Annotated in this window: 19 protein-coding genes, 1 pseudogene and 1 riboswitch; of the genes and pseudogenes, 13 read left to right on the forward strand and 7 right to left on the reverse strand. The window is 67.5% G+C overall.

Translation table 11 applies throughout. The annotated features are described in order from the left end of the window. The first annotated feature begins 53 nt into the window (after window positions 1–53). Window positions 54–179, forward strand: a riboswitch (TPP riboswitch). A gap of 265 nt (window positions 180–444) precedes the next feature. After that, complete coding sequence (gene thiC, locus CLV01_RS10930; protein WP_047218741.1) at window positions 445–2388, forward strand: phosphomethylpyrimidine synthase ThiC; 1944 nt, start codon at window positions 445–447, stop codon at window positions 2386–2388. Window positions 2389–2413: 25 nt separating this feature from the next. On the opposite strand, the gene CLV01_RS10935 is transcribed toward thiC, so the two are convergent. Further along, window positions 2414–3214, reverse strand: coding sequence for an IclR family transcriptional regulator (locus CLV01_RS10935; RefSeq protein WP_099734309.1), 801 nt, complete (start codon window positions 3212–3214; stop codon window positions 2414–2416). A gap of 278 nt (window positions 3215–3492) precedes the next feature. On the opposite strand from CLV01_RS10935, the gene CLV01_RS10940 reads away from it, so the two are divergent. The 10 genes and pseudogenes from CLV01_RS10940 (at window position 3493) to CLV01_RS10985 (ending at window position 13492) form a co-directional block, all read left to right on the forward strand. Beyond that, window positions 3493–4497 carry a sugar ABC transporter substrate-binding protein gene (locus CLV01_RS10940; RefSeq protein ID WP_099735186.1) on the forward strand — a complete coding sequence of 335 codons (1005 nt, stop codon included), beginning with the start codon at window positions 3493–3495 and terminating at the stop codon, window positions 4495–4497. Then, window positions 4494–6044, forward strand: coding sequence for a sugar ABC transporter ATP-binding protein (locus tag CLV01_RS10945; protein WP_084027447.1), 1551 nt, complete (start codon window positions 4494–4496; stop codon window positions 6042–6044). The genes CLV01_RS10940 and CLV01_RS10945 overlap by 4 nt, the downstream gene beginning before the upstream one ends. Then, window positions 6034–7049, forward strand: a pseudogene (locus CLV01_RS10950) (ABC transporter permease). The gene CLV01_RS10945 and the pseudogene CLV01_RS10950 overlap by 11 nt, the downstream one beginning before the upstream one ends. A 58-nt stretch (window positions 7050–7107) precedes the next feature. Continuing rightward, on the forward strand, window positions 7108–7857 hold the full coding sequence (locus tag CLV01_RS10955) for an SDR family oxidoreductase (protein ID WP_099734308.1): 750 nt from the start codon (window positions 7108–7110) through the stop codon (window positions 7855–7857). A gap of 18 nt (window positions 7858–7875) precedes the next feature. Then, window positions 7876–8766 carry a fumarylacetoacetate hydrolase family protein gene (locus CLV01_RS10960; protein WP_099734307.1) on the forward strand — a complete coding sequence of 297 codons (891 nt, stop codon included), beginning with the start codon at window positions 7876–7878 and terminating at the stop codon, window positions 8764–8766. Window positions 8767–8773: 7 nt separating this feature from the next. After that, window positions 8774–10051, forward strand: coding sequence for an L-fuconate dehydratase (locus CLV01_RS10965; RefSeq protein WP_099734306.1), 1278 nt, complete (start codon window positions 8774–8776; stop codon window positions 10049–10051). 3 nt (window positions 10052–10054) lie between these two features. Beyond that, entirely contained in the window at window positions 10055–10972 is a 918-nt protein-coding gene (locus CLV01_RS10970) for an amidohydrolase family protein (protein ID WP_099734305.1), read from the forward strand. Between the two features lie 16 nt (window positions 10973–10988). Next, window positions 10989–11765, forward strand: coding sequence for an SDR family oxidoreductase (locus CLV01_RS10975; RefSeq protein WP_065347600.1), 777 nt, complete (start codon window positions 10989–10991; stop codon window positions 11763–11765). A 16-nt stretch (window positions 11766–11781) separates the two neighbouring features. Next, window positions 11782–12129: an L-rhamnose mutarotase gene (locus tag CLV01_RS10980; protein ID WP_099734304.1), complete on the forward strand. Its 348-nt coding sequence runs from the start codon at window positions 11782–11784 to the stop codon at window positions 12127–12129. 307 nt (window positions 12130–12436) lie between these two features. After that, window positions 12437–13492: a porin gene (locus CLV01_RS10985; protein WP_099734303.1), complete on the forward strand. Its 1056-nt coding sequence runs from the start codon at window positions 12437–12439 to the stop codon at window positions 13490–13492. A 25-nt stretch (window positions 13493–13517) separates the two neighbouring features. Here the strand turns inward: CLV01_RS10985 and CLV01_RS10990 are convergent, their stop codons facing one another. The 4 genes from CLV01_RS10990 to CLV01_RS11005 form a co-directional block, all read right to left on the reverse strand. Then, a complete protein-coding gene (locus CLV01_RS10990) occupies window positions 13518–14903 on the reverse strand; it encodes an efflux transporter outer membrane subunit (RefSeq protein ID WP_099734302.1) in 1386 nt (461 codons plus the stop codon). A gap of 1 nt (window position 14904) precedes the next feature. Continuing rightward, on the reverse strand, window positions 14905–16851 hold the full coding sequence (locus CLV01_RS10995) for a MacB family efflux pump subunit (RefSeq protein ID WP_043822875.1): 1947 nt from the start codon (window positions 16849–16851) through the stop codon (window positions 14905–14907). A gap of 2 nt (window positions 16852–16853) precedes the next feature. After that, the gene (locus tag CLV01_RS11000) at window positions 16854–18035 is read right to left on the reverse strand and encodes an efflux RND transporter periplasmic adaptor subunit (RefSeq protein ID WP_099734301.1); all 1182 of its coding nucleotides are present in this window, start codon (window positions 18033–18035) and stop codon (window positions 16854–16856) included. Between the two features lie 189 nt (window positions 18036–18224). Next, a complete protein-coding gene (locus CLV01_RS11005; protein ID WP_012204238.1) occupies window positions 18225–19436 on the reverse strand; it encodes an ABC transporter substrate-binding protein in 1212 nt (403 codons plus the stop codon). A gap of 322 nt (window positions 19437–19758) precedes the next feature. On the opposite strand from CLV01_RS11005, the gene CLV01_RS11010 reads away from it, so the two are divergent. Both CLV01_RS11010 and CLV01_RS11015 read left to right on the forward strand, forming a co-directional pair. Then, window positions 19759–20445 (forward strand): helix-turn-helix transcriptional regulator, encoded by a 687-nt coding sequence (locus CLV01_RS11010; protein ID WP_047325806.1) that lies wholly within the window; start codon window positions 19759–19761, stop codon window positions 20443–20445. Then, on the forward strand, window positions 20426–20962 hold the full coding sequence (locus CLV01_RS11015; RefSeq protein ID WP_047325805.1) for a DUF6036 family nucleotidyltransferase: 537 nt from the start codon (window positions 20426–20428) through the stop codon (window positions 20960–20962). Before CLV01_RS11010 ends, CLV01_RS11015 begins: the two co-directional genes overlap by 20 nt. Window positions 20963–21005: 43 nt before the next feature. On the opposite strand, the gene mog is transcribed toward CLV01_RS11015, so the two are convergent. Then, a complete protein-coding gene (gene mog / locus CLV01_RS11020; protein ID WP_099734300.1) occupies window positions 21006–21611 on the reverse strand; it encodes a molybdopterin adenylyltransferase in 606 nt (201 codons plus the stop codon). Next, a complete protein-coding gene (gene yjgA, locus CLV01_RS11025) occupies window positions 21604–22287 on the reverse strand; it encodes a ribosome biogenesis factor YjgA (RefSeq protein WP_099734299.1) in 684 nt (227 codons plus the stop codon). Before yjgA ends, mog begins: the two co-directional genes overlap by 8 nt. Window positions 22288–22304: the final 17 nt, after the last annotated feature.

Below are 22304 nucleotides of genomic sequence, written 5' to 3' on the forward strand. Positions count from 1 at the left end.
CAGGCCCCTGGGCAAACCCGCAGGGCAAGGGCGCCTTGCCATCCCCTATACTGCGCTCTGCTCCGGGGTGTGCTGATGCACTGAGATGCCAACCGGTCCATGCGCTGCATGGACCAGGCGGCGAACCCGACGAACTTGATCCGGTTGATACCGGCGGAAGAAGAGCGGGACCCTGAAGCGGGGCCGAAGTCAGAGGATGGAAGTCCGCCACGGCGGATACACGCAGGGCCGCAACGGCCAGGCAGGCCACCATCCGATGCGCATCGACCCTTGCCAACCAAGGCTGCTCGTGCGCCTTGGCGTGCGTGGCAACCAGGGGCCAAGGCCATACGGCCCTGGCAGGCCCACACTGGCATAGCCCGGTGCGCGGCCTTTGGCACAGCCCAAGGAGTGTCCGGTTCCCGGAGCGTTGTTGATCGACGCTTTGAACGCAAGGAACCCGACATGAACGCTCCCGATTCCATCTTCACCCCCGCAGCCGGCGAAGCTCCAGACGCACAGCGTTTTTCCGACCTGCTGGCGCAGTCGCGCAAGCCGTTCCCGGCCTCCACCAAGAGCTATCTGCAAGGCAGCCTGCATGCCGGCCTGAGCGTGCCCGTGCGCGATATCCAGCTGACCAATGGCGAGCAGGTCAGCGTCTATGACACCTCGGGCCCCTACACCGACCCGGCCGTGGCCATCGACGTGCGCAGCGGCCTGCCGGGCGTGCGCAATGCCTGGATCGAGTCGCGCGGCGACAGCGAGTACTACGCCGGCCGCCTGCGCCAGGCCCTCGACGACGGCGGCAAGCGCGGCGAGGAAGATGAGCGCGTGGCCCGCCTGCGGGCCGAGGCCGCATCGCTGCAGCGCCAGCCGCGCCGCGCGAAAAGCGGCGGAAACGTCACCCAGATGCACTACGCGCGCAAGGGCATCATCACGCCCGAGATGGAATACGTGGCCCTGCGCGAGAACGGCCGCCGCGAATGGATGGCCGAGTACCAGCAGGACGCCGCGCGCGAGGCACGCCTGGCCGGCAACGGCCTGGGCGCTGCCATCCCCAAGATCATCACGCCCGAATTCGTGCGCGACGAAGTGGCGCGCGGCCGCGCCATCATCCCGGCCAACATCAACCACCCCGAGATCGAGCCCATGGCCATCGGGCGCAACTTCAAGGTCAAGATCAACGCCAACATCGGCAACTCGGCCGTCACCTCCAGCATCGAGGAAGAGGTCGAGAAGCTGGTCTGGGCCATCCGCTGGGGCGCGGACAACGTGATGGACCTGTCCACCGGCAAGAACATCCACACCACGCGCGACTGGATCATCCGCAACTCGCCCGTGCCCATCGGCACCGTGCCCATCTACCAGGCGCTGGAGAAAGTGGGCGGCATTGCCGAGGACCTGACCTGGCCCATCTTCCGCGACACCCTGATCGAGCAGGCCGAGCAGGGCGTGGACTACTTCACCATCCACGCCGGCGTGCGCCTGGCCTACATCCACCTCACGGCCCAGCGCCGCACGGGCATCGTCTCGCGCGGCGGCTCCATCATGGCCAAGTGGTGCATGGCCCACCACCGCGAGAGCTTCCTGTACGAGCACTTCGAGGACATCTGCGACATCATGAAGCAGTACGACGTCAGCTTCTCGCTGGGCGACGGCCTGCGCCCCGGCAGCGCCTCGGACGCCAATGACGAAGCCCAGTTCGCCGAACTCAAGACCCTGGGCGAGCTGACCCAGCTGGCCTGGAAGCACGACGTGCAGACCATGATCGAAGGCCCCGGCCACGTGCCCATGCACATGATCCAGGCCAACATGACCGAGCAGCTCAAGCACTGCCACGAGGCGCCGTTCTACACCCTGGGCCCGCTGACCATCGACATCGCCCCCGGCTACGACCACATCGCCAGCGCCATCGGCGCGGCCATGATCGGCTGGTTCGGCACCGCCATGCTGTGCTACGTCACGCCCAAGGAACACCTGGGCCTGCCCGACCGCGACGACGTCAAGCAGGGCATCATCGCGTACAAGATCGCGGCCCACGCGGCCGACGTCGCCAAGGGCCACCCCGGCGCCCGCGCCCGCGACGACGCGCTGAGCCAGGCCCGCTTCGACTTCCGCTGGCAGGACCAGTTCAACCTGGGCCTGGACCCCGACACCGCCCAGGCCTACCACGACGAAACCCTGCCCAAGGACAGCGCCAAGGTGGCGCACTTCTGCTCCATGTGCGGCCCCAAGTTCTGCTCCATGAAGATCACCCAGGAAGTGCGCGAATTCGCCGCTGCCAAGGGCGTGGCCGAGCAGGAAGGCATTGCCGCCGGAATGCAGGCCAAGGCCGAGGAATTCAACCGTGCCGGCGGGGAGTTCTATATCCCCATCGTGGCGGCCAGCAGCGATACGACGGCGCGTTGACGCCAGCCGGCAGGCTGCGCGCGGCTCACTGGCCGTCGCGCGGCTGCCGGTTCAACGACAACTCCTGTGCCGCCTGCAACAGGCATTCGCGCGCTTCATCCAGCGAAGGGCCCGCATGTCCATCGATGCGGCGGATATAGGGTGAGGTCAGCACGGCCAGGGCCTGACCGTCAGGTCCCAGGATGGGGCAGGAGATGTCCACCACTCCATAGGACTGCAGGCTTTCGCGCTGCTTGTAGCCCGTGCTGCGGATCTGTTCCAGCATGTCGTGCAGCTGCGCCTCGGGCAGATGTACCTCGCCTTCCAAAGGCGTGTGCTCGGCCAGCATCTGCGCGCGGCGTTCGGGTGTCTGGCAGGCCAGCAGCACATGGCCTGACCCGGTGTCCAGCAGCCCGACGCGTGCGCCCAGCCTGATTGACAGGCCCCAGTTCCCGGGGCCGGGGACCTGGGCCACGATCAGGACATTGCCACGGTCGTAGAGGCCCAGGTGGCAGGACTGCTCGGCCTGCCGCGCATAGGCATCCATGACGGGCAGCGCCTGGGTCACGAGGCGGTTGACGGGCGGGTGGCGGTGCGCCAGCGCGAACATCTTGAGGCTGAGCGCATGGCGGTCGCCGCCGGCTGAGCGCATCACGTATTGCCGGGCCACCAGCCGCTCGAGCATGCGGTAGATCTCACTGGGGCCCCGGCCCAGTTCCTTGACGATCTCGGCCCGCGTCAGTCCATCGGGGTGCTCGGCCAGCAGCTCCAGGATGTCCAGCCCCTTGTCCAGTGCCGGCGCGCGGTAGCGCTCGCTGTCTTCTGCGTTGTCCAGTGCTTTGCTCATGCGTGCAGATCTTACGTTCGGGATAGGACTGATCCTGTTTTGGAGGATGCCTTGCGCATCGGGGCAATGCTCTGGGTAAACCATAGGTGCCAAGTTTGAATTTATTCATAAATAATAAATTCATGGATGAATGATTTTGCCAAACCAAGGCATTTTGGTCATAGGCAAGAGGCGATCCCGTCACACCGCCGCACCGCCGGAGTCCCGGCACACATGAGGAGGCCAGTTCCATGGCAGCACTGCATGGCGTTTCCCAGGCACCGGCCAAACGGGTCGGCATGGCTTGGCGGTTCTCAGCCGCTGTTGCGGCGCTGGCATGCGCGGGGTCTGCGCTGGCGGTGGAGCCCGGCCCGGCGCAGGGCAGGATCGGGGTCAACCTGCCACTGCTGACCTCGCCGTTCTGGCAGGCCTACAACGGCTACCTCCCGCAAATGGCGAAGGCCCTCGGGGTCGACATCCTGGCGCCGGTGAACTCCAACCAGGACCCGGCCCAGCAGATCACCGACGTGGCCAATCTGATCAACCTCGGCGCCAAGGGGTTGGTGGTGGCGCCATTGGATTCGGCGGCCATTGGTCGCGCGCTCGCCTTGGCCGAGCAGGGGAAGATTCCTGTGGTGGCGGTGGACGTGGCGCCTACCCGGGGCAAGGTGGCGATGGTGGTGCGTGCCGACAACCGCGCCTATGGCACGCGGTCCTGCCAGTACCTGGGCGCGCAGGTGAAAGCGGGCAAGGTGGTGCAGATCATGGGCGACCTGGCATCGGTCAACGGCCGTGATCGGGCCGAGGCTTTTCGCAGTTGCATGAAGGATTTCCCGGCGCTGCAGGTGCTGGAGATTCCCGCGGCCTGGAAGTCCGATGCCGCCGCTGCCGCGCTCGACGGCCTGCTGTCCGCGCATCCGGACCTGAAGGGCATCTACATGCACGCAGGCGGCGTCTATCTGGCGCCCACGCTGCAGACGCTGCGGCGCAGGGGGCTGCTGCATCCGGCCGGCGATCCGCGGCACATCGTGGTGATCAGCAACGACGGCATCGCGCAGGAGCTGGACGCCATCCGCAAGGGCGAGATCGACGCCACCATCTCGCAGCCCGCCGATCTTTACGCAAAGTACGGCCTGTACTACATCAAGGCAGCGCTGGCCGGGCAGTCGTTCAAGCCCGGGCCCACCCCGCATGGCAGCCGCATCGTGGAGGTGGCTCCGGGCATTCTGGAGGACCAGTTGCCCGCGCCCGTGGTGACGCGCGAGAACGTGGATGACAAGTCGCTGTGGGCCAACCAGCCATGACGATGCGCCCCGGATTCATGGCTGGCAGGCCCGGCACGCCGGTGATGGAGGCGCGTGGGCTCGGCTTGCGTTTCGGCTCCACGATGGCCTTGCACGATGTGAGCCTGGCGGTCATGCCGGGCGAGTCGCATGCACTGGCTGGCCGCAACGGCGCAGGCAAGTCCACCTTGGTCGCCCTGCTGACCGGCCTGCACCAGCCCGGCACGGGGAGCATCCGCTTCAACGGCCAGCCCGCGCCTGCGGTGGCCGACCGCATGGCCTGGCGCCAGCATGTGGCCTGTGTCTACCAGCATTCGACCATCATCGGCGAGCTGTCGGTGGCCGAGAACCTGTTCATCAACCGGCAGCCGCTGCGCCATGGCTGGATTTCCTGGCGCGTGCTGCGGCGCGAGGCAAGGGCCTTGCTGGATGCCTGGCAGATCGATGTGCACGAGGATGCGCTGGCCCGGGACCTGACGGTGGAGGCGCGCCAACTGGTGGAGATCGCACGGGCACTGTCGCTGGGCGCGCGCTTCATCATCCTGGACGAACCCACGGCGCAGCTGGACCACGACGAGACGCGGCGGCTGCTCAGGCGCGTGCACGATCTGCAGCAAGGCGGCGTCACGTTTCTCTTCATCTCGCACCACTTGCAGGAGATCTATGAGATTTGCCAGACGGTGACCGTGCTGCGCGATGCGCGCCATGTGGTGACGGCGCCGGTGGCGCAGTTGCCCCGGCAGGCACTGATCGAGGCCATGACGGGCGAGCGGGACAGCCTGGCCGGCTCGCCTTGCACCGCCCACGCACCCCCGGCAGGCTGGGGCACGGGCGTTGCCCCCGTGGTGCTGGCGCTGCAGCAGGTGTGCGGCAAGGGTTTCGGGGCTGTCAGCCTGCAGGTGCGGCGTGGCGAGATCGTGGGGCTGACAGGCTCCACCAGCAGCGGGCGCACGGCCGTGGGCGAGGCGGTAGCGGGTCTGCGGCGCACGACGGCAGGCCGGATCCTGGTGTCGGGCCGCGTGCTGCCGCCCGGCGATGTGGGCGCCGCGCTGGCGCACGGCGTGGGTTGCGTGCCGCAGGACAGGCACCGCCAGGGCCTGGTGCCGGGGCAGTCCATTGCCGAGAACGCAACCATGACCATCATGGACAGGCTGGGCCGGTTCGGCTTCGTTGCGCCAGCGCGCCGGCAGGCGGCAGCGTTGTCGGCCATGCGTGCACTCGATGTGGCGGCCAGCGGGCCGCAGCAGGCCGTGTCCGGCCTGTCGGGCGGCAACCAGCAGAAGGTGGTGATGGCGCGCGCCCTGGCCAGCGAGCCCGATGTGCTGGTGCTCATCGATCCCACTGCGGGTGTGGATGTGAAGTCCCGGCAGGCATTGCTGGCCGTGGTGGAGGGTGAGCGACTGCAGGGCCGGGCCGTGCTGCTGGCGAGCAGCGAGCTGGACGACCTGCGCATCTGCGACCGCGTGCTGGTGATGTCGCATGGCCATGTGGTGGCCGAACTCGCCAGAGGCTGGGACGACGGTGAACTGATTGCATCCATGGAAGGAGTGAGCCTGCATGCGCACTGACGCCTTTGTCTCGCCGAACACGGCTGTGCCCGTGCCGGCCGCCGGGCGGCTCGCCCTGCACCGGCTGCGCGACTATGCGCTGGTCCCTGCGCTGGCCCTGCTGTTCGTGCTGGGAGCCTTGACCAGCCCCAGCTTTCTGACACCGGCCAACCTGGTCAGCATCCTGGGGCCTCGGCGGCCCTGGCGCTGGTGGTGTTGGCGGAGTCGCTGATCATCATCACGGGCAAGTTCGATCTGTCGGTGGAGTCCACGGTGGGCATTGCGCCGGCGGTGGGCGCCATGCTGGTGATTCCTGCAGCCTCGGGAGGCTTTGGCACGGAATGGCCGGTGGCGGCAGGGCTGCTGGCCATCGCGGCCGTGGGCGCATGCACGGGTTTTCTCAATGGCCTGTTGGTCGTCAGGCTGCGGCTCAATGCCTTCATCGTCACGCTGGCGATGCTGATCGTGCTGCGCGGCCTGCTGGTGGGCGCGACCAGGGGCGGCACCCTGTTCGACATGCCGCAGCCTTTCTTCGCCCTGGCCACGGCCACGCTGCTGGGGCTGCCGCTGTCGGTCTGGCTGGCGGCGCTGGCGTTCGGCATGGCCGCCGTGGTGCTGCGCCACCACCGGCTGGGCCGCGCGCTGTATGCGATTGGCGGCAACCCCCATGCGGCGCGCGCGGCGGGCATCAATGTGGACCGTATTACCTGGGGCGTCTTCGTGCTGGCCGGTGTGCTGGCCGCAGTGGGCGGGCTGGTGGTCACGGGCTATGTGGGCGCCATCAATGCCAACCAGGGCAGTTCGATGATTTTCACGGTGTTCGCGGCGGCCGTCATCGGCGGTATTTCGCTCGATGGCGGCAAGGGCTCCATGTCGGGCGCGCTGTGCGGCGTGCTGCTGCTGGGCGTGGTGCAGAACCTGCTGACGCTGGCGCAGGTGCCATCGTTCTGGATACAGGCCATCTACGGCGCCATCATCCTCGGCGCCCTGATGCTGGCCCGGCTCGCAGGTGAGCAGCAGCAATAGGCGCGGCCCGCGAATCGCCCGTGCAGAACCCTTTTCAAGCAAGGGAAGGAATGGCTCCATGAGACTCGCCGGAAAACACATTCTCGTCACCGCAGCCGGGCAGGGCATAGGGCGTGCCTGCGCGCTGATGTTTGCCCGCGAAGGTGCCTGCGTGCTGGCCACCGACATCGACCTGCAGGCGCTGGCCGAGCTGGAGGGCAGGGATGGCCTGCGCACGCGGCGGCTGGATGTGACGGATGCGGCCGACATCCTGGCACTGGCCGGGCAGGAGAGGGCTTTCGATGCTGTGCTCAACTGCGCGGGCTTCGTGCACCACGGCAGTATCCTGGACTGCAGCGACGAGGACTGGGCCTTTGCGTGGCAGCTCAACGTCACCTCCATGCACCGCATCATCCGCGCCCTGCTGCCCGCCATGCTGGCCCAGGGCGGCGGCTCGATCATCAACATGTCGTCCGCGGCCTCCAGCGTGAAGGGCGTGCCCCTTCGCCATGCCTATGGCGCCACCAAGGCTGCCGTGGTCGGGCTGACCAAGGCCGTGGCGGCCGACTTCGTCACGCGGGGCATACGCTGCAACGCCATCTGCCCTGGCACGGTGGAGTCCCCGTCGCTGCAGGCGCGCATCGCCGGCCAGGCCCGGCAGCAGGGCGTGCCGCTGGAGCAGGTGCGCGCGGCCTTCGTGGCGCGCCAGCCCATGGGGCGGGTAGGCCAGCCCGAGGAGATCGCCGCGCTGGCCACCTATCTCGCCAGCGATGAATCCCGCTTCGTCACCGGCACGCTGAGCGTGATCGACGGCGGCTGGTCCAACTGAACTGCACAGGACTGCTCCATGAAATTGCTGCGATACGGCCCCAGGGGCCATGAAAGACCGGGCCTGCTCGATGCGCAAGGGCGTGTGCGCGACCTCTCGGGCGTGGTGGACGACATTGCCGGTCCTGTGCTGCTGCCGGACAGCCTGGCGCAACTGGGCGCCCTTGACCCCTTGCAACTGCCCCTGGTGGAAGGCGTGCCGCAGCACACGCTGCGTCTGGGCCCCTGCGTGGGGCGGGTGGGCAAGTTCGTGTGCATAGGCCTCAACTACTCGGACCATGCGGCCGAGGCCGGCATGCAGGTGCCGCCCGAGCCCGTGGTGTTTGGCAAGTGGACCAGTGCCATCTGCGGCCCGGACGACGCCATCGAGATTCCGCCCGGCTCCGTGAAGACGGATTGGGAGGTGGAGCTTGGCGTGGTCATCGGCCAGGGCGGGCGCCATATCGACGAGGCCCGGGCCACGCAGCACGTGGCGGGCTATTGCGTGGTCAACGACATCTCCGAGCGCGAGTACCAGCTCGAGCGCGGTGGCACCTGGGACAAGGGCAAGGGCTGCGACGGCTTCGGCCCGCTGGGGCCCTGGCTGGTCACGGCCGACGAGGTGCCCGATCCGCAGGCGCTGCGCATGTGGCTGGATGTGGACGGCCGGCGCATGCAGGACGGCAGCACGGCCACCATGGTGTTCGGCGTGGCCTTTCTCATCAGCTACCTGAGCCGCTTCATGAGCCTGCAACCGGGCGATGTGATCTCCACCGGCACGCCGCCGGGCGTGGGCATGGGCCAGAAGCCGCCCATGTACCTGCGTGCCGGGCAGGCCATGCGGCTGGGCATCGCCGGCCTGGGCGAGCAGCGCCAGACCATGGTGGCGGCCCGCGTGCAACCGAATCCCTCGACAACCGGCAAGGCCTGAGAAGACCATGACGCGAATCCTGTCCCTGCGCGTGCTCGATGTGCGCTTTCCGACCTCCAGGCACCTGGATGGGTCTGACGCCATGAACCCGGACCCGGACTACTCCGCCGCCTATGTGATCCTGGAGACGGACACGCCCGGCCTTGAGGGGCACGGGCTGACCTTCACCATCGGGCGCGGCAACGAGGTCTGCTGCGCCGCCATCGCGGCCATGCGGCACCTGGTGGAGGGCGTGGAGCTCGACTGGGTCCGGGAGGACATGGGACGCTTTTGGCGCCACATCACCTCCGACAGCCAGTTGCGCTGGATCGGCCCGGACAAGGGGGCAATGCACCTGGCCACCGGCGCCGTGGTCAATGCCGTGTGGGACCTGTGGGCCAAGGCCGAGGGCAAGCCGCTGTGGCGCCTGGTCGCCGATTTCACGCCCGAGGAGTTCGTTCGCGCGCTGGATTTTCGCTACATGACGGATGCCCTGACCGAAGCCCAGGCGCTGGAGCTGCTGCATCGCCAGGCACCGCGCAAGGCCGAGTGCATCGGCGTGCTGGAGCGCGAGGGCTATCCCTGCTACACGACCTCGGCCGGCTGGCTGGGCTATGACGACGACAAACTGCGCCGCCTGTGCCGCGGGGCGGTGGCCGGCGGCTTCAACCACGTCAAGCTCAAGGTGGGGCGCAGCCTGCAGGACGACATCCGGCGCGTGTCCATCGCGCGCGAGGTGCTGGGGCCGGACCGCCAGTTGATGATCGACGCCAACCAGGCCTGGGAGGTGGGGCAGGCCATCGGCTGGGTGCGGGAGTTGGCCTTTGCCAGGCCCTGGTTCATCGAGGAGCCGACCAGCCCTGACGATGTGGAGGGCCACCGCGCGGTGCGCGAAGCCGTTGCCCCGGTCCAGGTCGCCTCTGGAGAGATGTGCCAGAACCGCATTCTCTTCAAGCAGTTCATCATGCGTGGCGCCATCGACGTGGTGCAGATCGACGCCTGCCGGCTGGGAGGGGTCAACGAGGTGCTGCTGGTACTCCTGCTGGCCGCAAAGTACGGTCTGCCCGTGTGTCCGCATGCCGGGGGCGTGGGCCTTTGCGAGTATGTGCAGCATCTGTCCATGATCGATTTCGTCTGCGTGTCCGGCACGCGTGAGGGGCGCGTGATCGAGTACGTGGACCATCTGCACGAGCACTTTGTGGATCCCTGCGTGGTGCGCAATGCGGCCTATATGCCTCCCGGTGCGCCCGGCTTTTCCATCACGATGAAGCCGGAATCTCTCCACAGATACCGCTTCCCGGCCTGAGCCATGGACGAAGCACCTTCCCTTCAGCGCATAGACGCGCATCTGCACTTCTGGCATTACAGCGCCCAGGACTATCCCTGGATAGGCGAGGGCATGCAGGCGCTGGCGGTGGATTGCACGCCGGAGCAGGTATTGCCGCAGTTGGAAGCCTGCGGCCTGACCGGCGCCATTGCCGTGCAGGCCAGGGGCAGTGTCGATGAAACGCGATACCTGCTGGATCTGGCGCGGCGGCGTAGCGGTATTTGCGGCGTCGTGGGATGGGAGGATCTGGCCTGCGACGGCATTGGCGAGCGCCTGCAGTCCTGGCGTGCCGAGCCGGCGCTGTGCGGGTGGCGCCATCAGGTGCAGGATGAGCCTGATGCCTCGGCCTTTCTGCGCTCTGCGGCATTCGCACGCGGTCTGTCCGTGCTGCAGCGCCAGGGCTGGGCGTACGACGTGCTGGTGTTCGACCACCAGATGGACGCGGCCGCCGCCTTGTGTGTACGGCATGACGCGCACTGGATGGTGCTGGATCACCTGGGCAAGCCGCCACTGGCCGGGCTTACCCAGGACCAGCACAAGGGCCAGGCCCAGGCCGCGTTCGGCCGCTGGCAGGCATTGCTGCAGCGCTTCGCCCCGCTGTCGCATGTCGCGTGCAAGCTCTCGGGCCTGGTGACCGAGGCCGACTGGCGATCCGGCCTGCGCGAGCCTGACCGGGCCTGCCTGCTCCAATGCCTGGACACGGCCTTGCAGGTGTTCGGTCCGCAGCGGCTGATGTTCGGCTCCGACTGGCCGGTCTGCCTGCTGGCCGCGCCATACGCCACGGTCTTTGAGTTGGTGGATGGTTGGGCGTCGTCGCGGCTGTCGGCCTCCGAGCGCGAGGCGCTGTGGGGCGGCACCGCCGCGCGCTGCTACGGCCTGCAGCCGCAAGGCATGACCTGACCACATGGGAGGCAGCATGGACCTGAACCTGAAAGACAAGACCTTCATCGTCACGGGCGGTGCCAGCGGCATCGGGGCGGCCATCTCGCTGCGGCTGGCCGGCGAAGGTGCGGTTCCGCTGATCTGCGGCAAGGACACCATGTCCGCGCGGTTCGAGGCGCAGCTCATGGAGCTGCAGCCCCGGGCCCGCCACTTCCGCTTCGACCTGGTCGATGAACAGGCATGCGGGGAGATGGTGGCCCGCGCTGCGGCGGACTGCGGCCACATCGACGGCCTGGTGAACAACGCGGGCATCAATGACGGCGTGGGCCTGGAGGCAGGGCGCGACGCCTTCGTGCGCTCGCTGCAGGCCAACCTGGTGCACTACTACGTCATGGCCCACCATTGCCTGCCGCACCTCAAGGCCAGCCGTGGCGCCATCGTCAACATCTCGTCCAAGACCGCGCTGACCGGGCAGGGCCAGGCCAGCGGCTACTGCGCGGCCAAGGGGGCCCAGCTCTCGCTGACGCGCGAATGGGCTGCCGCGCTGGCAGCCGATGGCGTGCGCGTCAATGCCGTGGTGCCCGCGGAGGTGATGACGCCGATGTACCTGCACTGGCTGGGCCGCTTCGACGACCCCGGGCGCCAGCTGGAACAGATCAGCGCCCGGATTCCGCTGGGCCGGCGCATGACGGCGGCCGAGGAGATTGCGGACACGGTCGTCTTTCTTCTGTCCGAGCGGGCATCGCACACCACGGGGCAATGGCTGTTCGTCGATGGCGGCTACACCCACCTGGACCGCGCGCTGACCTGACCACCATGGAGACACCATGCGCCAATGCCTTGCACTCGACCTCAGGGATGATCCGTCGCTGATCGCCCGGTACGAAGCCCTGCATCACCGGATCTGGCCGGAGGTGGCGGCGCATCTGCGCAGCCATGGCGTCACCGGCATGGAAATCCACCGCCTTGGCACGCGCATGGTGATGGTCATGGAAACCGATGACGCGGTGCATGACCCCCGGGCCATGACCCTGGCCGCTGCCATCGACCCGAAGCTGCGCAAATGGGAGGCGCTGATGTGGACCTTCCAGGCGCCCACGCCCTGGACACCGCCCGGCGACAAGTGGACTCCCATGGCCTGCATCTTCCGGCTGGCCGATGCTGCGGCGGACTGAGCATCCGGCGGCCATGCCCCATCCCCGAGCGTCGCTCCGCCCCCTTCCAGGGGAAAACACCGGGGCGCCCGCGCCGCAAATGCATAGGTCTGCGCATGAATCGTTCAGGCCCGGCGCCATCCCTGCGGAGAATTCATGAAAGCAGCCTGCAGGGCATCGCAACCACGGGACTGCATGCGCCCGCAAGAAACAAGAAGCACAAGAACAAGAAAAAGGGCTGGCGACCGGTTTCAAGCTGCTCCCCATGGCAGCCGTGCTGCGGTCATGGGGATTTTCGCCAATCGGCAATGTCAAGGAGGAGAGGGAGATGAATAAACGCATGATCCGCAGCGCTGGCCTGGCCGCGCTGGCGCTGGGCACGGCCCTGGCGGCCCAGGCCCAGAGTTCGGTCACGCTCTATGGGCGTGTGGTCGCGGGGGTGGACTACCAGAACAATGTGTACGACCCGGCCACGGGGGGCTCTGGCAATCTGTGGCGGGCCGTGGGCAACCAGTGGGGCACGAGCATGCTGGGTTTCAAGGGGGTGGAGGATCTGGGCGGCGGGCTGCATGCGCTGTTCACGCTGGAGTCGGGCTTCAGCATCGACGATGCCAGGTTCAACGGCGCAGGTTTCTTCAACCGCCGCACCTTCGTGGGCCTGCGCAGTGGATGGGGCACGCTGAAGCTGGGCAAGGACCTGTCGATCTCGGATGCGCACTGGGCGCTGGACCCCACGGGCCAGCAGTTCATCGGCTCGGCCACGCTGGTGCGGGGGCGCAACTGGGGCGGGCATGACAACATGATTTCCTACGAGACGCCGAACTGGGGCGGCCTGCGCGTGCTGGCGCTGACCGGCCTGGGCGAGCAGCCGCAGGGCGCATCGCGGCTGCGCAAGGATGCGCTGTCCGTGTCCTATACCGCGCCCACGTTCGAGTTGCGCGCCATCTACGATGTGGCCCGCGATGCCAATGGCCGCTTCAGCGATCTGTACACCACCTCCCGCAACCTGACGCTGGGCGGCACGGTGACGCTGTCCGCGCTCAAGCTGTTCGCGGGCTATGAGCAGCTGTCCGCGCCCGACAGCGCGGCCGGCGTGCCCAACAAGGCGCGGCAGTACTGGATGGGCGCGCGCTACAACGTCTCAGGCCCGCTGACGCTGATCGGGGCGGGCTACCGCACCACGGTCAACAACGGCGGCGGCAGCGCCAACCTGTTCATGGCGGGCGCCGACTACGCGCTGTCCAAGCGCACGCTGCTGTATGCCAGCGTGGGCAATGTGCGCAATGGCGGCAATGCGAACTTCTCGGTGGAGACCACCAACAACAACCCGGCGCCGGGCGGCAGCCAGACCGGCTTCTACGTGGGCATGGCGCATTCGTTCTGACTCTGGCGGACCCCGGGTGGTGGCTTCAGGAAGCCGGCCACCCTCCGCCTAGCGCCTTGTGCAGCGTGAGCTGGTTCTGCAGGCGTGCCAGGTTCAGCGCGGACAGGGCCAGCTGCGCTGCGCGGCGGCGCTCCTGGGCGTCCAGCCAGGTGCGCAGCGGCACCTGGCCGGCGCGGTAGCGCGCCTCGTACAGGCGTGTGATTTCCACGGATTCCTGCGTGGCGCGCTGCTGGGCCTCTTCCTGACGGGCCAGTTCGGTGCGGGCGGACAGGGATTTTTCCGTTTCGGCCAACGCGGCGTACAGCGTTTTGCGGAAGTTGACCACCGCCTCTTCGTACTGGCTGCGTGCAATGGCGGTGTTCAGCCGCATCTCGCGCACATTGAGAAACGGCAGGGCCAGGTTGGCGCCCAGGGCTGCCACGGGATTGGCCAGCACATCGAGCAGGGTGCTGCTGGAGGTGCCCAGGCTGCCCGTGAGCGACAGCCGCGGGTAGTAGCTGGCGGCCGTGGCATCGCTGCCGGCCAGGGCGCCGCGCAGCCGCAGTTCGGCGGCGCGCAGGTCGGGGCGGCGCCCCAGCAGGTCGGCGGGCAGGCCCGCCTGCACGGCGGGCAGGTCGGCCACGGGCAGCGCCTGGGGCTCGCCACCGGGCGGCTCGGCGCCCTGCAGCAATTCGGCCAATGCCTGGCGCAGTTCGGCGCGGGCCTGGGTGTATTGGCTCAGCAGGGCCTGCTGCTCGGCCAGGGCCTGCCGGGCCTCGCGCAGCTCCAGGCCGGAAACTGCACCGCTGCGGTACTGGGCCTGCACCAGGTCGATCGTGCGGCGCACGTACTCCAGGCTTTGGCGTGACATGTCCAGGCGCTCGTTGGCCAGCGCCAGCTGCCAGTACAGGCTGGCCGTGGTGGTGGTCAGCGACAGCGCCACGGCATCCTTGTCCTGCACGCTGGCCTGTGCTTCGAAGACGGCGGCATCGCGCTGCGCGCCCAGCCGGTCGAATAGGTCCAGCTCCCAGGCCACGCCCAGTGTGGCGCTGGCGTTCTCCAGGGTGCTGCGCTGGCTGCCCGACAGCGGGCGGCTGGCGCCCGTGCCTACGCTGCCGCTGGGCTGGGGCAGCAGCGCATGGCCTGCCAGTTGCGCCTGCAGCGCGGCACGCCGCACGCGGATGCCGGCCGTGGCCATGTCAGGGTTGCGCGCCAGTGCCAGGTCAATCCAGGCATCGAGCCGCGGATCGCCGAAGCCGCGCCACCAGGCATCGGGTATGGGCGTGGGCGTGGCTGCCGGGGACGATGCCTGCGCATGTTCGAACTGCGCGGGCAGCGCCACCTGGGGCGCTTCGTAGGGGGTGCGCGTGATGGCGCCGCAGCCCGCAAGGGCCACGGCGCATGCCAGCGCGCTGGTCTTGAGCATATGCATGTCAATCTCTGGAGAGGGCCTGGACGGGGTCCAGGCGCGCCGCGCTGCGCGCGGGCAGGAAGCCGAAGGTGATGCCTATGAGCGAGGAGCAGGCGACGGCCAGCACGATGGAGGCGGCCGAGAACGACAGCTGGAAGCTGGAGCCCGACAGGCTCACTGCCAGGCCCAGGCCCAGCGCCAGAGAGACACCCAGGATGCCGCCCACGATGCAGACCAGCACGGCCTCGATCAGGAACTGCTGAAGGATGTCCGACTGGCGCGCGCCGATGGCCATGCGCACGCCGATCTCGCGCGTGCGCTCGGTCACCGACACCAGCATGATGTTCATCACGCCGATGCCGCCCACCAGCAGCGCGATCATGGCGATGGCCGAGACCAGCAGCGTCAGCGTGGTGCTGGTGCGCGTGATGGCCTGGCGGATCTGGTCGGAGTTCCAGACGAAGAAGTCCTTGGTGCCGTGGCGTTCCGTGAGCAGGCTGGTGGCCGCCTTCAGCGCGATCTCTGCCGGCACCTCGTCCTTGATGCGCAGCGTGATGCTGTCCAGGTGGTACTTGCCGACCAGGCGCGTGGCGGCTGCCGTGTAGGGCACGAAGAAGGTGGGCGTGGAGCCACCGAAGCTGTTTTGCGCGGGGCGCAGCACGCCCACGATCTCCACGGGCATCTCGCCCAGCATCACCACCTCGCCCAGCGGGCTGGGGTTGCCGGGAAAGAGCGCGGTGGCGGCCTTCTGGTCGATGACCGCGACCTGGGCGTGCAGGTCCACGTCGCGCTGGTCGAAGAACCGCCCTGACGCCAGGCGCAGGCCCTTCACGCGGAAGTGCTCGAAGCCCACGCCCGTCACCTGGGCCATGGCCGCGTTCTCGCGGTACAGCGCCGTGACGCTGACCGATACGTTGGGCGTGGCGCTGTCCACGTAGGGCTGCTCGGCCAGGGCCTGGGCATCGGCGGCGACCAGGGTCTCGATGGCGGCGGCGCGCGTGTCTCCGAAGTCCTTGCCCGGGAAGATGTCCAGCGTGTTCGTGCCCAGCTCGCTGATCTGGTTCATCACCTGCTGCTGCGCGCCGCGCCCCAGCGCCACCACCGAGACCACGGCAGAGATGCCGATGATGATGCCCAGCATGGTCAGGAAGGTGCGCAGGCGGTGCGCGTTCATGGCCCGCAGCGCCATGCGCAGCGCTTCGCCGAAGCGGTCGCCGAACATGCGCCAGGAGGCGGCGCGCGGTGCGGCTGTGGCCTCCAGCGGGGGCTTGCTTTCATGCGGGGCGCTGCGCCGGTCCGCGATGATGGCGCCGTCGCTGATCTCGATCACGCGCGAGGCGTGGGCCGCCACGGCCATGTCGTGCGTGACCAGGATGATGGTGTGGCCGTCGGCATGCAGCTCCTGCAGGATGCGCATGACCTGTTCGCCGCTGGCCTTGTCCAGCGCGCCCGTGGGCTCGTCGGCCAGGATGACGGCGCCGCCGTTCATCAGCGCGCGGGCGATGGACACGCGCTGCTGCTGCCCGCCCGACAGCTGGCCTGGCCGGTGCTGCATGCGGTCGGCCAGGCCCAGGCGTTCGAGCAGGGCGGCCGAGCGCGCATGGCGGTCCGTTGGCGCCGTGCCGGCGTAGACCGATGGCAGCTCCACATTGCCCTGGGCCGTGAGGTCGGCCAGCAGGTGGTAGCGCTGGAAGATGAAGCCGAAATGCTCGCGCCGCAGCGCGGCCAGCGCATCGGGGCCCAGCTCGCCGGTCTCGCGGCCGGCGATGCGGTAGCTGCCCGAGGTCGGATGGTCCAGGCAGCCGAGGATGTTCATCAGCGTGGACTTGCCCGAGCCCGAGGCGCCGACGATGGCCACCATCTCGCCGGCCTCGATGGTCAGGTCGATGTCCTTGAGCACGGCGACCGTGGTGTCACCGGCGGGGAACTCCCTGCGCAGTCCCCGCATCTGCAGCAATGGCTGGTCCATGCTCACATTCCCATGGGGTCGGCGGCGGGGGCGTTGTTCGGGCCCGCCTCGCCGATCACCACCTGCTCGCCGGCCTCCAGGCCCGACAGCACCTGGGCCTGGGCATTGGTGCGCAGGCCGATGCGCACCTTGCGCTCGGCGACCTTGCCTTCGCCGTCGCGCACGCGCACGGTGTAGCTGTCGTCCTCTGCCCGGCTGCCCAGTGCGGCGGCCGGCACCAGCACGGCCTTGTCGGTCTGGGCCACGCGCACGGTGACCTGGGCGGTCATGGAGGGGCGCAGCTTGCCGTCCGGGTTGGGCACGTCGAACTGGGCGTTGTAGTAGATGGCCTTGGCGGCGGGCGTGGCCGCAGCGGGCGAGGCGCCGCCGCCCGCGTCATTGACGATGGAGGTCGGTGCGGGCTCGATGCGCTCTATCTTCGCCATGTGTTTTTGGCGGTTGCTGCCCAGCGTGGTGAACCATGCGGTCTGGCCGAGCTGGATCTTGTCCACGTCGGCCTCGGCAATCTCGGCACGCACGGTCATCACGTCGAGCTTGGCCAGCATGACGATGGTGGGCGTGGTCTGGAAGGAGTTCAGGGTCTGGCCCTGCTTGGTGACCACGGCCACGATCACGCCGTCCATGGGCGCGACGATGCGGGTGTAGCCCAGGTTGATGCGCTCGGTCTCCACCTGGGTGCGTGCCTGCTCGATCTGGGCCTGCAGGGCGCCGACCTCTGCCTGGGCCGTGTCCAGCGCCGCCTTGGCGGCCTCATGGTCGGCGCGCGAGGTGGCGTCGGCCTGCAGCAGTTCCTGCTGGCGCTGGAAGGTGAGCCGGGCCTGGACGAGGGCCGCGCGCCGCGCGGCCAGCTGCGCCTGCAGCGCGGTGACCGAGGCCTCCGCATTGCGCAGCTTGATGCGCTGCGGCTGGGCATCGACCTCGGCGATCAGGTCGCCGGCCTTGACCTGCTGGCCCAGTTCCACATGCAGGCGCTTGACCTGTCCGGAGACCTGGGCGCCCACGGCAACCAGCTCCTTGGCATGCAGCCGGCCTACGGCCAGCACGGTCTGCTCCAGGTTGCCCACGGTGACGGCGGCCGTCGCGTACCGGGTGGCGGGCTTGGCGCTGGCCTTCCACAGTGCGCCCCCGGCGATGATGCAGGCACCCACCACGGCGCCAATGGTCCACTTGCGATTGAACTTCATTCTTCCCCTGCCGCGCGGTCGGCCGCAGGGGAAGAAGTTCCTGCCCGGCGCCGCGCCCAATGCTCGAACTTACCAGTCTGGCGCGGTTCGATGTCCCGGCATTGACCAAGGCATGGAGATTCAGTGGAGAAAAGCGAGGGGCGGGAGCGGCCGGGCTGCCCCCCGGCTCACCGCAAGTTCAGCGCCAGTTCAGCGCCAATATTGGCACTTGCTCTCTGCCTTCGTCGTCCAGACCTGCTCGGCCGGCAGCTTCTTGACCAGCTTGTAGTAGTCCCAGGTGCCCTTGGATTCGGCGGGGGATTTCACTTCCATCAGGTACATGTCGTGAACGTAGCGGCCGTCCTCGCGCAGGTAGCCGCTGCCGAAGAAGTCGTCCATCTTCATGCCGCGCCAGGTGGCCATGACCTTGTCGGCGTCCAGCGTGCCGGCCTTCTCCACGGCCTTGAGCCAGTTCATGGTGGCCGAGTAGTCGGCCGCCTGGATCTCGCTGGGGCGGCGCTGGGTCTTGGCCATGAAGGCATCGGCGAACTTGCGCGAGGCATCGTTCATGTCCCAGTACCAGCTGGTGGTGAACTGCATGCCCTGGGTGTTCTTCAGGCCCAGGCTGTGCACGTCGGTGAAGAACACCAGCAGGCCGGCCAGCTTCATGTCCTTGGTCACGCCGAACTCGCGCGCGGCCTTGATGGAGTTGATGGTGTCGCCACCCGCGTTGGCCAGGCCCAGGATCTGGGCCTTGGAGTTCTGCGCCTGCAGCATGAAGCTGGAGAAGTCGCTGGCGTTCAGCGGCGTCTTGACCGAGCCCAGCACCTTGCCGCCGCGCGCCTCGATGATCTTGGTGGTATCGGCCTCCAGCGCATGGCCGAAGGCATAGTCGGCCGTCACGAAGTACCAGCTCTTGCCGCCGGCCTCCACCACGGCCGCGCCCGTGCCCTTGGCCAGGGCCACGGTGTCGAAGGCGTAGTGCACGGTGTAGGGGCTGCACTGCTCGTTGGTCAGCGCCGAGCTGCCCGCGCCGTTGTCGATGAAGACCCGCTTTTTCTCCTGCGCCACCTTGGCCATGGACAGGGCCGTGGCCGAGTTCGTGCCGCCAAACACCAGGCTGATGCCCTGCGTGTCAATCCACTCGCGCGCCTTGCTGGCGGCAATGTCGGCCTTGTTCTGGTGGTCGGCCGTCAGCAGCTCGATGGGCTTGCCCAGCAGCTTGCCGCCGTAGTCGTCGATGGCCATCTGTATCGCCACGGCGCCGTTCTTGCCCTCGACATCGGCATAGAGACTGGACATGTCGGTGATGAAGCCGATCCGAACCTTGTCCTGCTGCGCCAGGGCCGGCGTTGCCAGTGCGGCGGCGCACAGTGCCAGGGCCAGCGGTGTCATCAGCGATGTCTTGGGGCGTTGCTGCATGAAGTCTCCTTGCTTTGGATGGAAAAAGCCCGCTGCTGTTGCGCAGGGGCCGGGGTGATTCCATGCTGGCAGGGACAGGGGCCTGCCGCATTGGGGCAAGCACGGGCTTGGTGGCCCCGGTGCGACAGTCCAGCCGCTCATTCTTGCAACGTGGCTGGCCCGTTGATTGATCGCCATGCGCTGCGCATCCCGGCCGTGGCTTGTGCGCGCGTCAGGACCTGCTTTTCCGTTCCTTGACCTGGGGATGCGAAAGCACTGGTCTTGAATTAATTTGTCTAGAAAAACAATCAAAAATATAGGTTTTGCTTAAAATAATGGACAAATGAAAACGCCAGAAAAGTCCACCCTTCTTCAGCGCCAACTGCTTTTGCAGTTCGGTGACCGGCTCAAGCGTCTGCGCAAGGAGCAGGGGCTGGGCACGGTCGAGATGGCCTCGCGCGTAGGCATATCCCGCAGCACGCTCGCTGCAGTCGAGTCCGGCGATCCCGGGCCATCCATGGGCACGTACCTGCGGGTCATGTCGGAACTGGGCATAGGGGGAGAATTGGCATTGCTGGCGGGCGACGCCCTGCAGCCCGCGCCCGCAGGAACTGCCGCAGCCCGTTCGCGCCATGCCAGGCCCGTCGTACAGGTTCTGGTGCGTGCGCAGGATGCGCGCCATGAAGTGCAGGATCTGCAAAGCTTGGCATTGCATGAAGAAGCCGTGCGCCTTGTGCGATCAGACCCGGCATTGCTGCAGCAGGCACAGGACACGTTGGAGCGGTGGTTGAGCCAGGGGGATTCGCATTCCGCCAGCCTGTGGAGGCAGTGGCAGGATGTCTTGCAAAATGGCCGCTGGCGCACCATCCTGGCCCGCACGCGAAGGGCCCAGGAACTGCGCCAGGCCTCGCCCCTGACATCGGTGCTGCCCGAACAGGTGCGCCAGCAGGTACTGGCGCAGGTGGGGGATCTCAAGCGGGGCGTTGCATTGGGAGATACAGGGCGGGCCTATGAACCGAGAGGATCTTGAGCACATCATTCGTGCCAGCGGGGATGTGACGAATGAGTATGAATTCGTCATCGTGGGAAGCCAGGCAATCCTGGGCTCCATCCCGTATCCCGAGCCGGTTTTCAAGATGTCCGCAGAGGCGGACATCTATCCGCTCAACGCTCCGGATCTGGCGGACCGGATCGACGGATCCATTGGCGAAGGCTCTCGCTTCCACGAGTCCAATGGCTACTACGCGCAGGGCGTGGGCCCGGACACGGCAGTGCTTGCCTCAGGCTGGCAAAACCGGCTGCACCGTATCCAGAACGGCAATACCAACGATCGCGTCGGCTATTGCCTGGATGTGCTGGATCTCTTTCTCTCCAAGGCCCAGGCGGGGCGCGACAAGGACCGGGTGTTTTGCATGGCACTGATGGAGCATGGCCATGTACAGGTCGATGCGGCACTGAAACTGGCAAGCGGCATGCCGTTGGGTGATGACGGCAAACGGCAATTGCGGGCCCGGATTCAGCGCTGGTTCAAGGGGCTGAAAAAATAAAAAGCAGCCCGCAGGCTGCTTGTCGATTGCCGTGTCCGCGCGCTCAGGCCGCAGGTCGTGCGGTGCGCACTGCGCTCTTGGGGCGGAACGCCTTGCAGACGCTGTCATCCGTTTCCAGATAAGGCCCGCCGATCAGGTCCACGCAATAGGGCACGGCCGCGAAGATGCCGTTGACCTTTTGCGTGCCATCGGGGTTCTTCAGGCCTTCCAGGGTTTCGGCAATCGCCTTGGGCTGGCCCGGCAGGTTGATGATCAGGCTCTTGCCACGGATCACCGCCACCTGGCGCGACAGAATCGCCGTGGGCACAAAGGCCAGGCTGATCTGGCGCATCTGCTCGCCAAAGCCCGGCATTTCCTTGTCGGCCACGGCCAGCGTGGCTTCGGGCGTGACATCGCGCAGAGCGGGGCCGGTGCCGCCCGTGGTCAGCACCAGGGAGCAGCCTGCATTGACCAGTTCGATCAGCGTGGCGCTGATGCCGGCCTGCTCGTCGGGGATCAGGCGCGGCTCGAACGTGATGGGGTTCCTGAGCGCGCGGGTGAGCCAGTCCTGCAGGGCCGGCAGGCCCTTGTCCTCATAGACGCCGCTGCTGGCACGGTCGCTGATCGAGACGATGCCGATGCGCACAGCGTCATGGACGGGTTCACTCATCGTCAGCTTCCTCGCCAGCGCCGTCACCGTCACCGTCCTCGGCAGCCTCGCGGCCCGTGCCGCCCAACTGCTGGCGAACCAGCTGGAACAGGTCGCGGTAGGCGCGGCCCTTGCGCTGGGCCAGGCCGGTGGATTCCTGCACATTGGCTTCATGGGCGCCCGGCATGTCCTTGCGGGCCTGGCGGATCAGGGCGCGCAGCTGCTGGGTGTCGGTGTCGGGGAAATGGTCCAGCCAGATGGACAGGGCCGATTCCTCGGCAATCAGGCGGTCGCGCCATTGCTCGGCGGCGTGCAGGGCCATCTTCTCGGCGGCCGAGCCGTTGTGCTGCTCGTCCAGTGCCGCGCGCACGGCGGCGATCTCGGTCTCGTCCAGCTTGCGCATGAGCTTGCCGACGAATTGCATCTGGCGGCGCTTGCCTTCGAAATTGGTGATGCGCTTGGCCTCGGCCAGGGCATCGGCCAGCTGGTCGGGCAATTGCAGGCGCTTGAACAGGTCGGAGCGCAGCGTCAGCAAATCCTTGCCGAGGTCCTGCAAGGCGTCGGACTCGCGCTTGAGATCCGTCTTGCTGGAGTCGGGGGTGCCTTTGAGTTCGGCCTTGAGCTGCAGGTCGAGTTCGCTGCCTTCGGCAACGAAGTGACCTTTGACGTAGTAGCCTTTTTTGGGTTTGCGTGACATGGGGTAGGGGACAAATG

Source organism: Delftia sp. 60 (assembly GCF_002754395.1).
GTDB classification, from domain to species: Bacteria; Pseudomonadota; Gammaproteobacteria; order Burkholderiales; family Burkholderiaceae_C; genus Comamonas; species Comamonas acidovorans.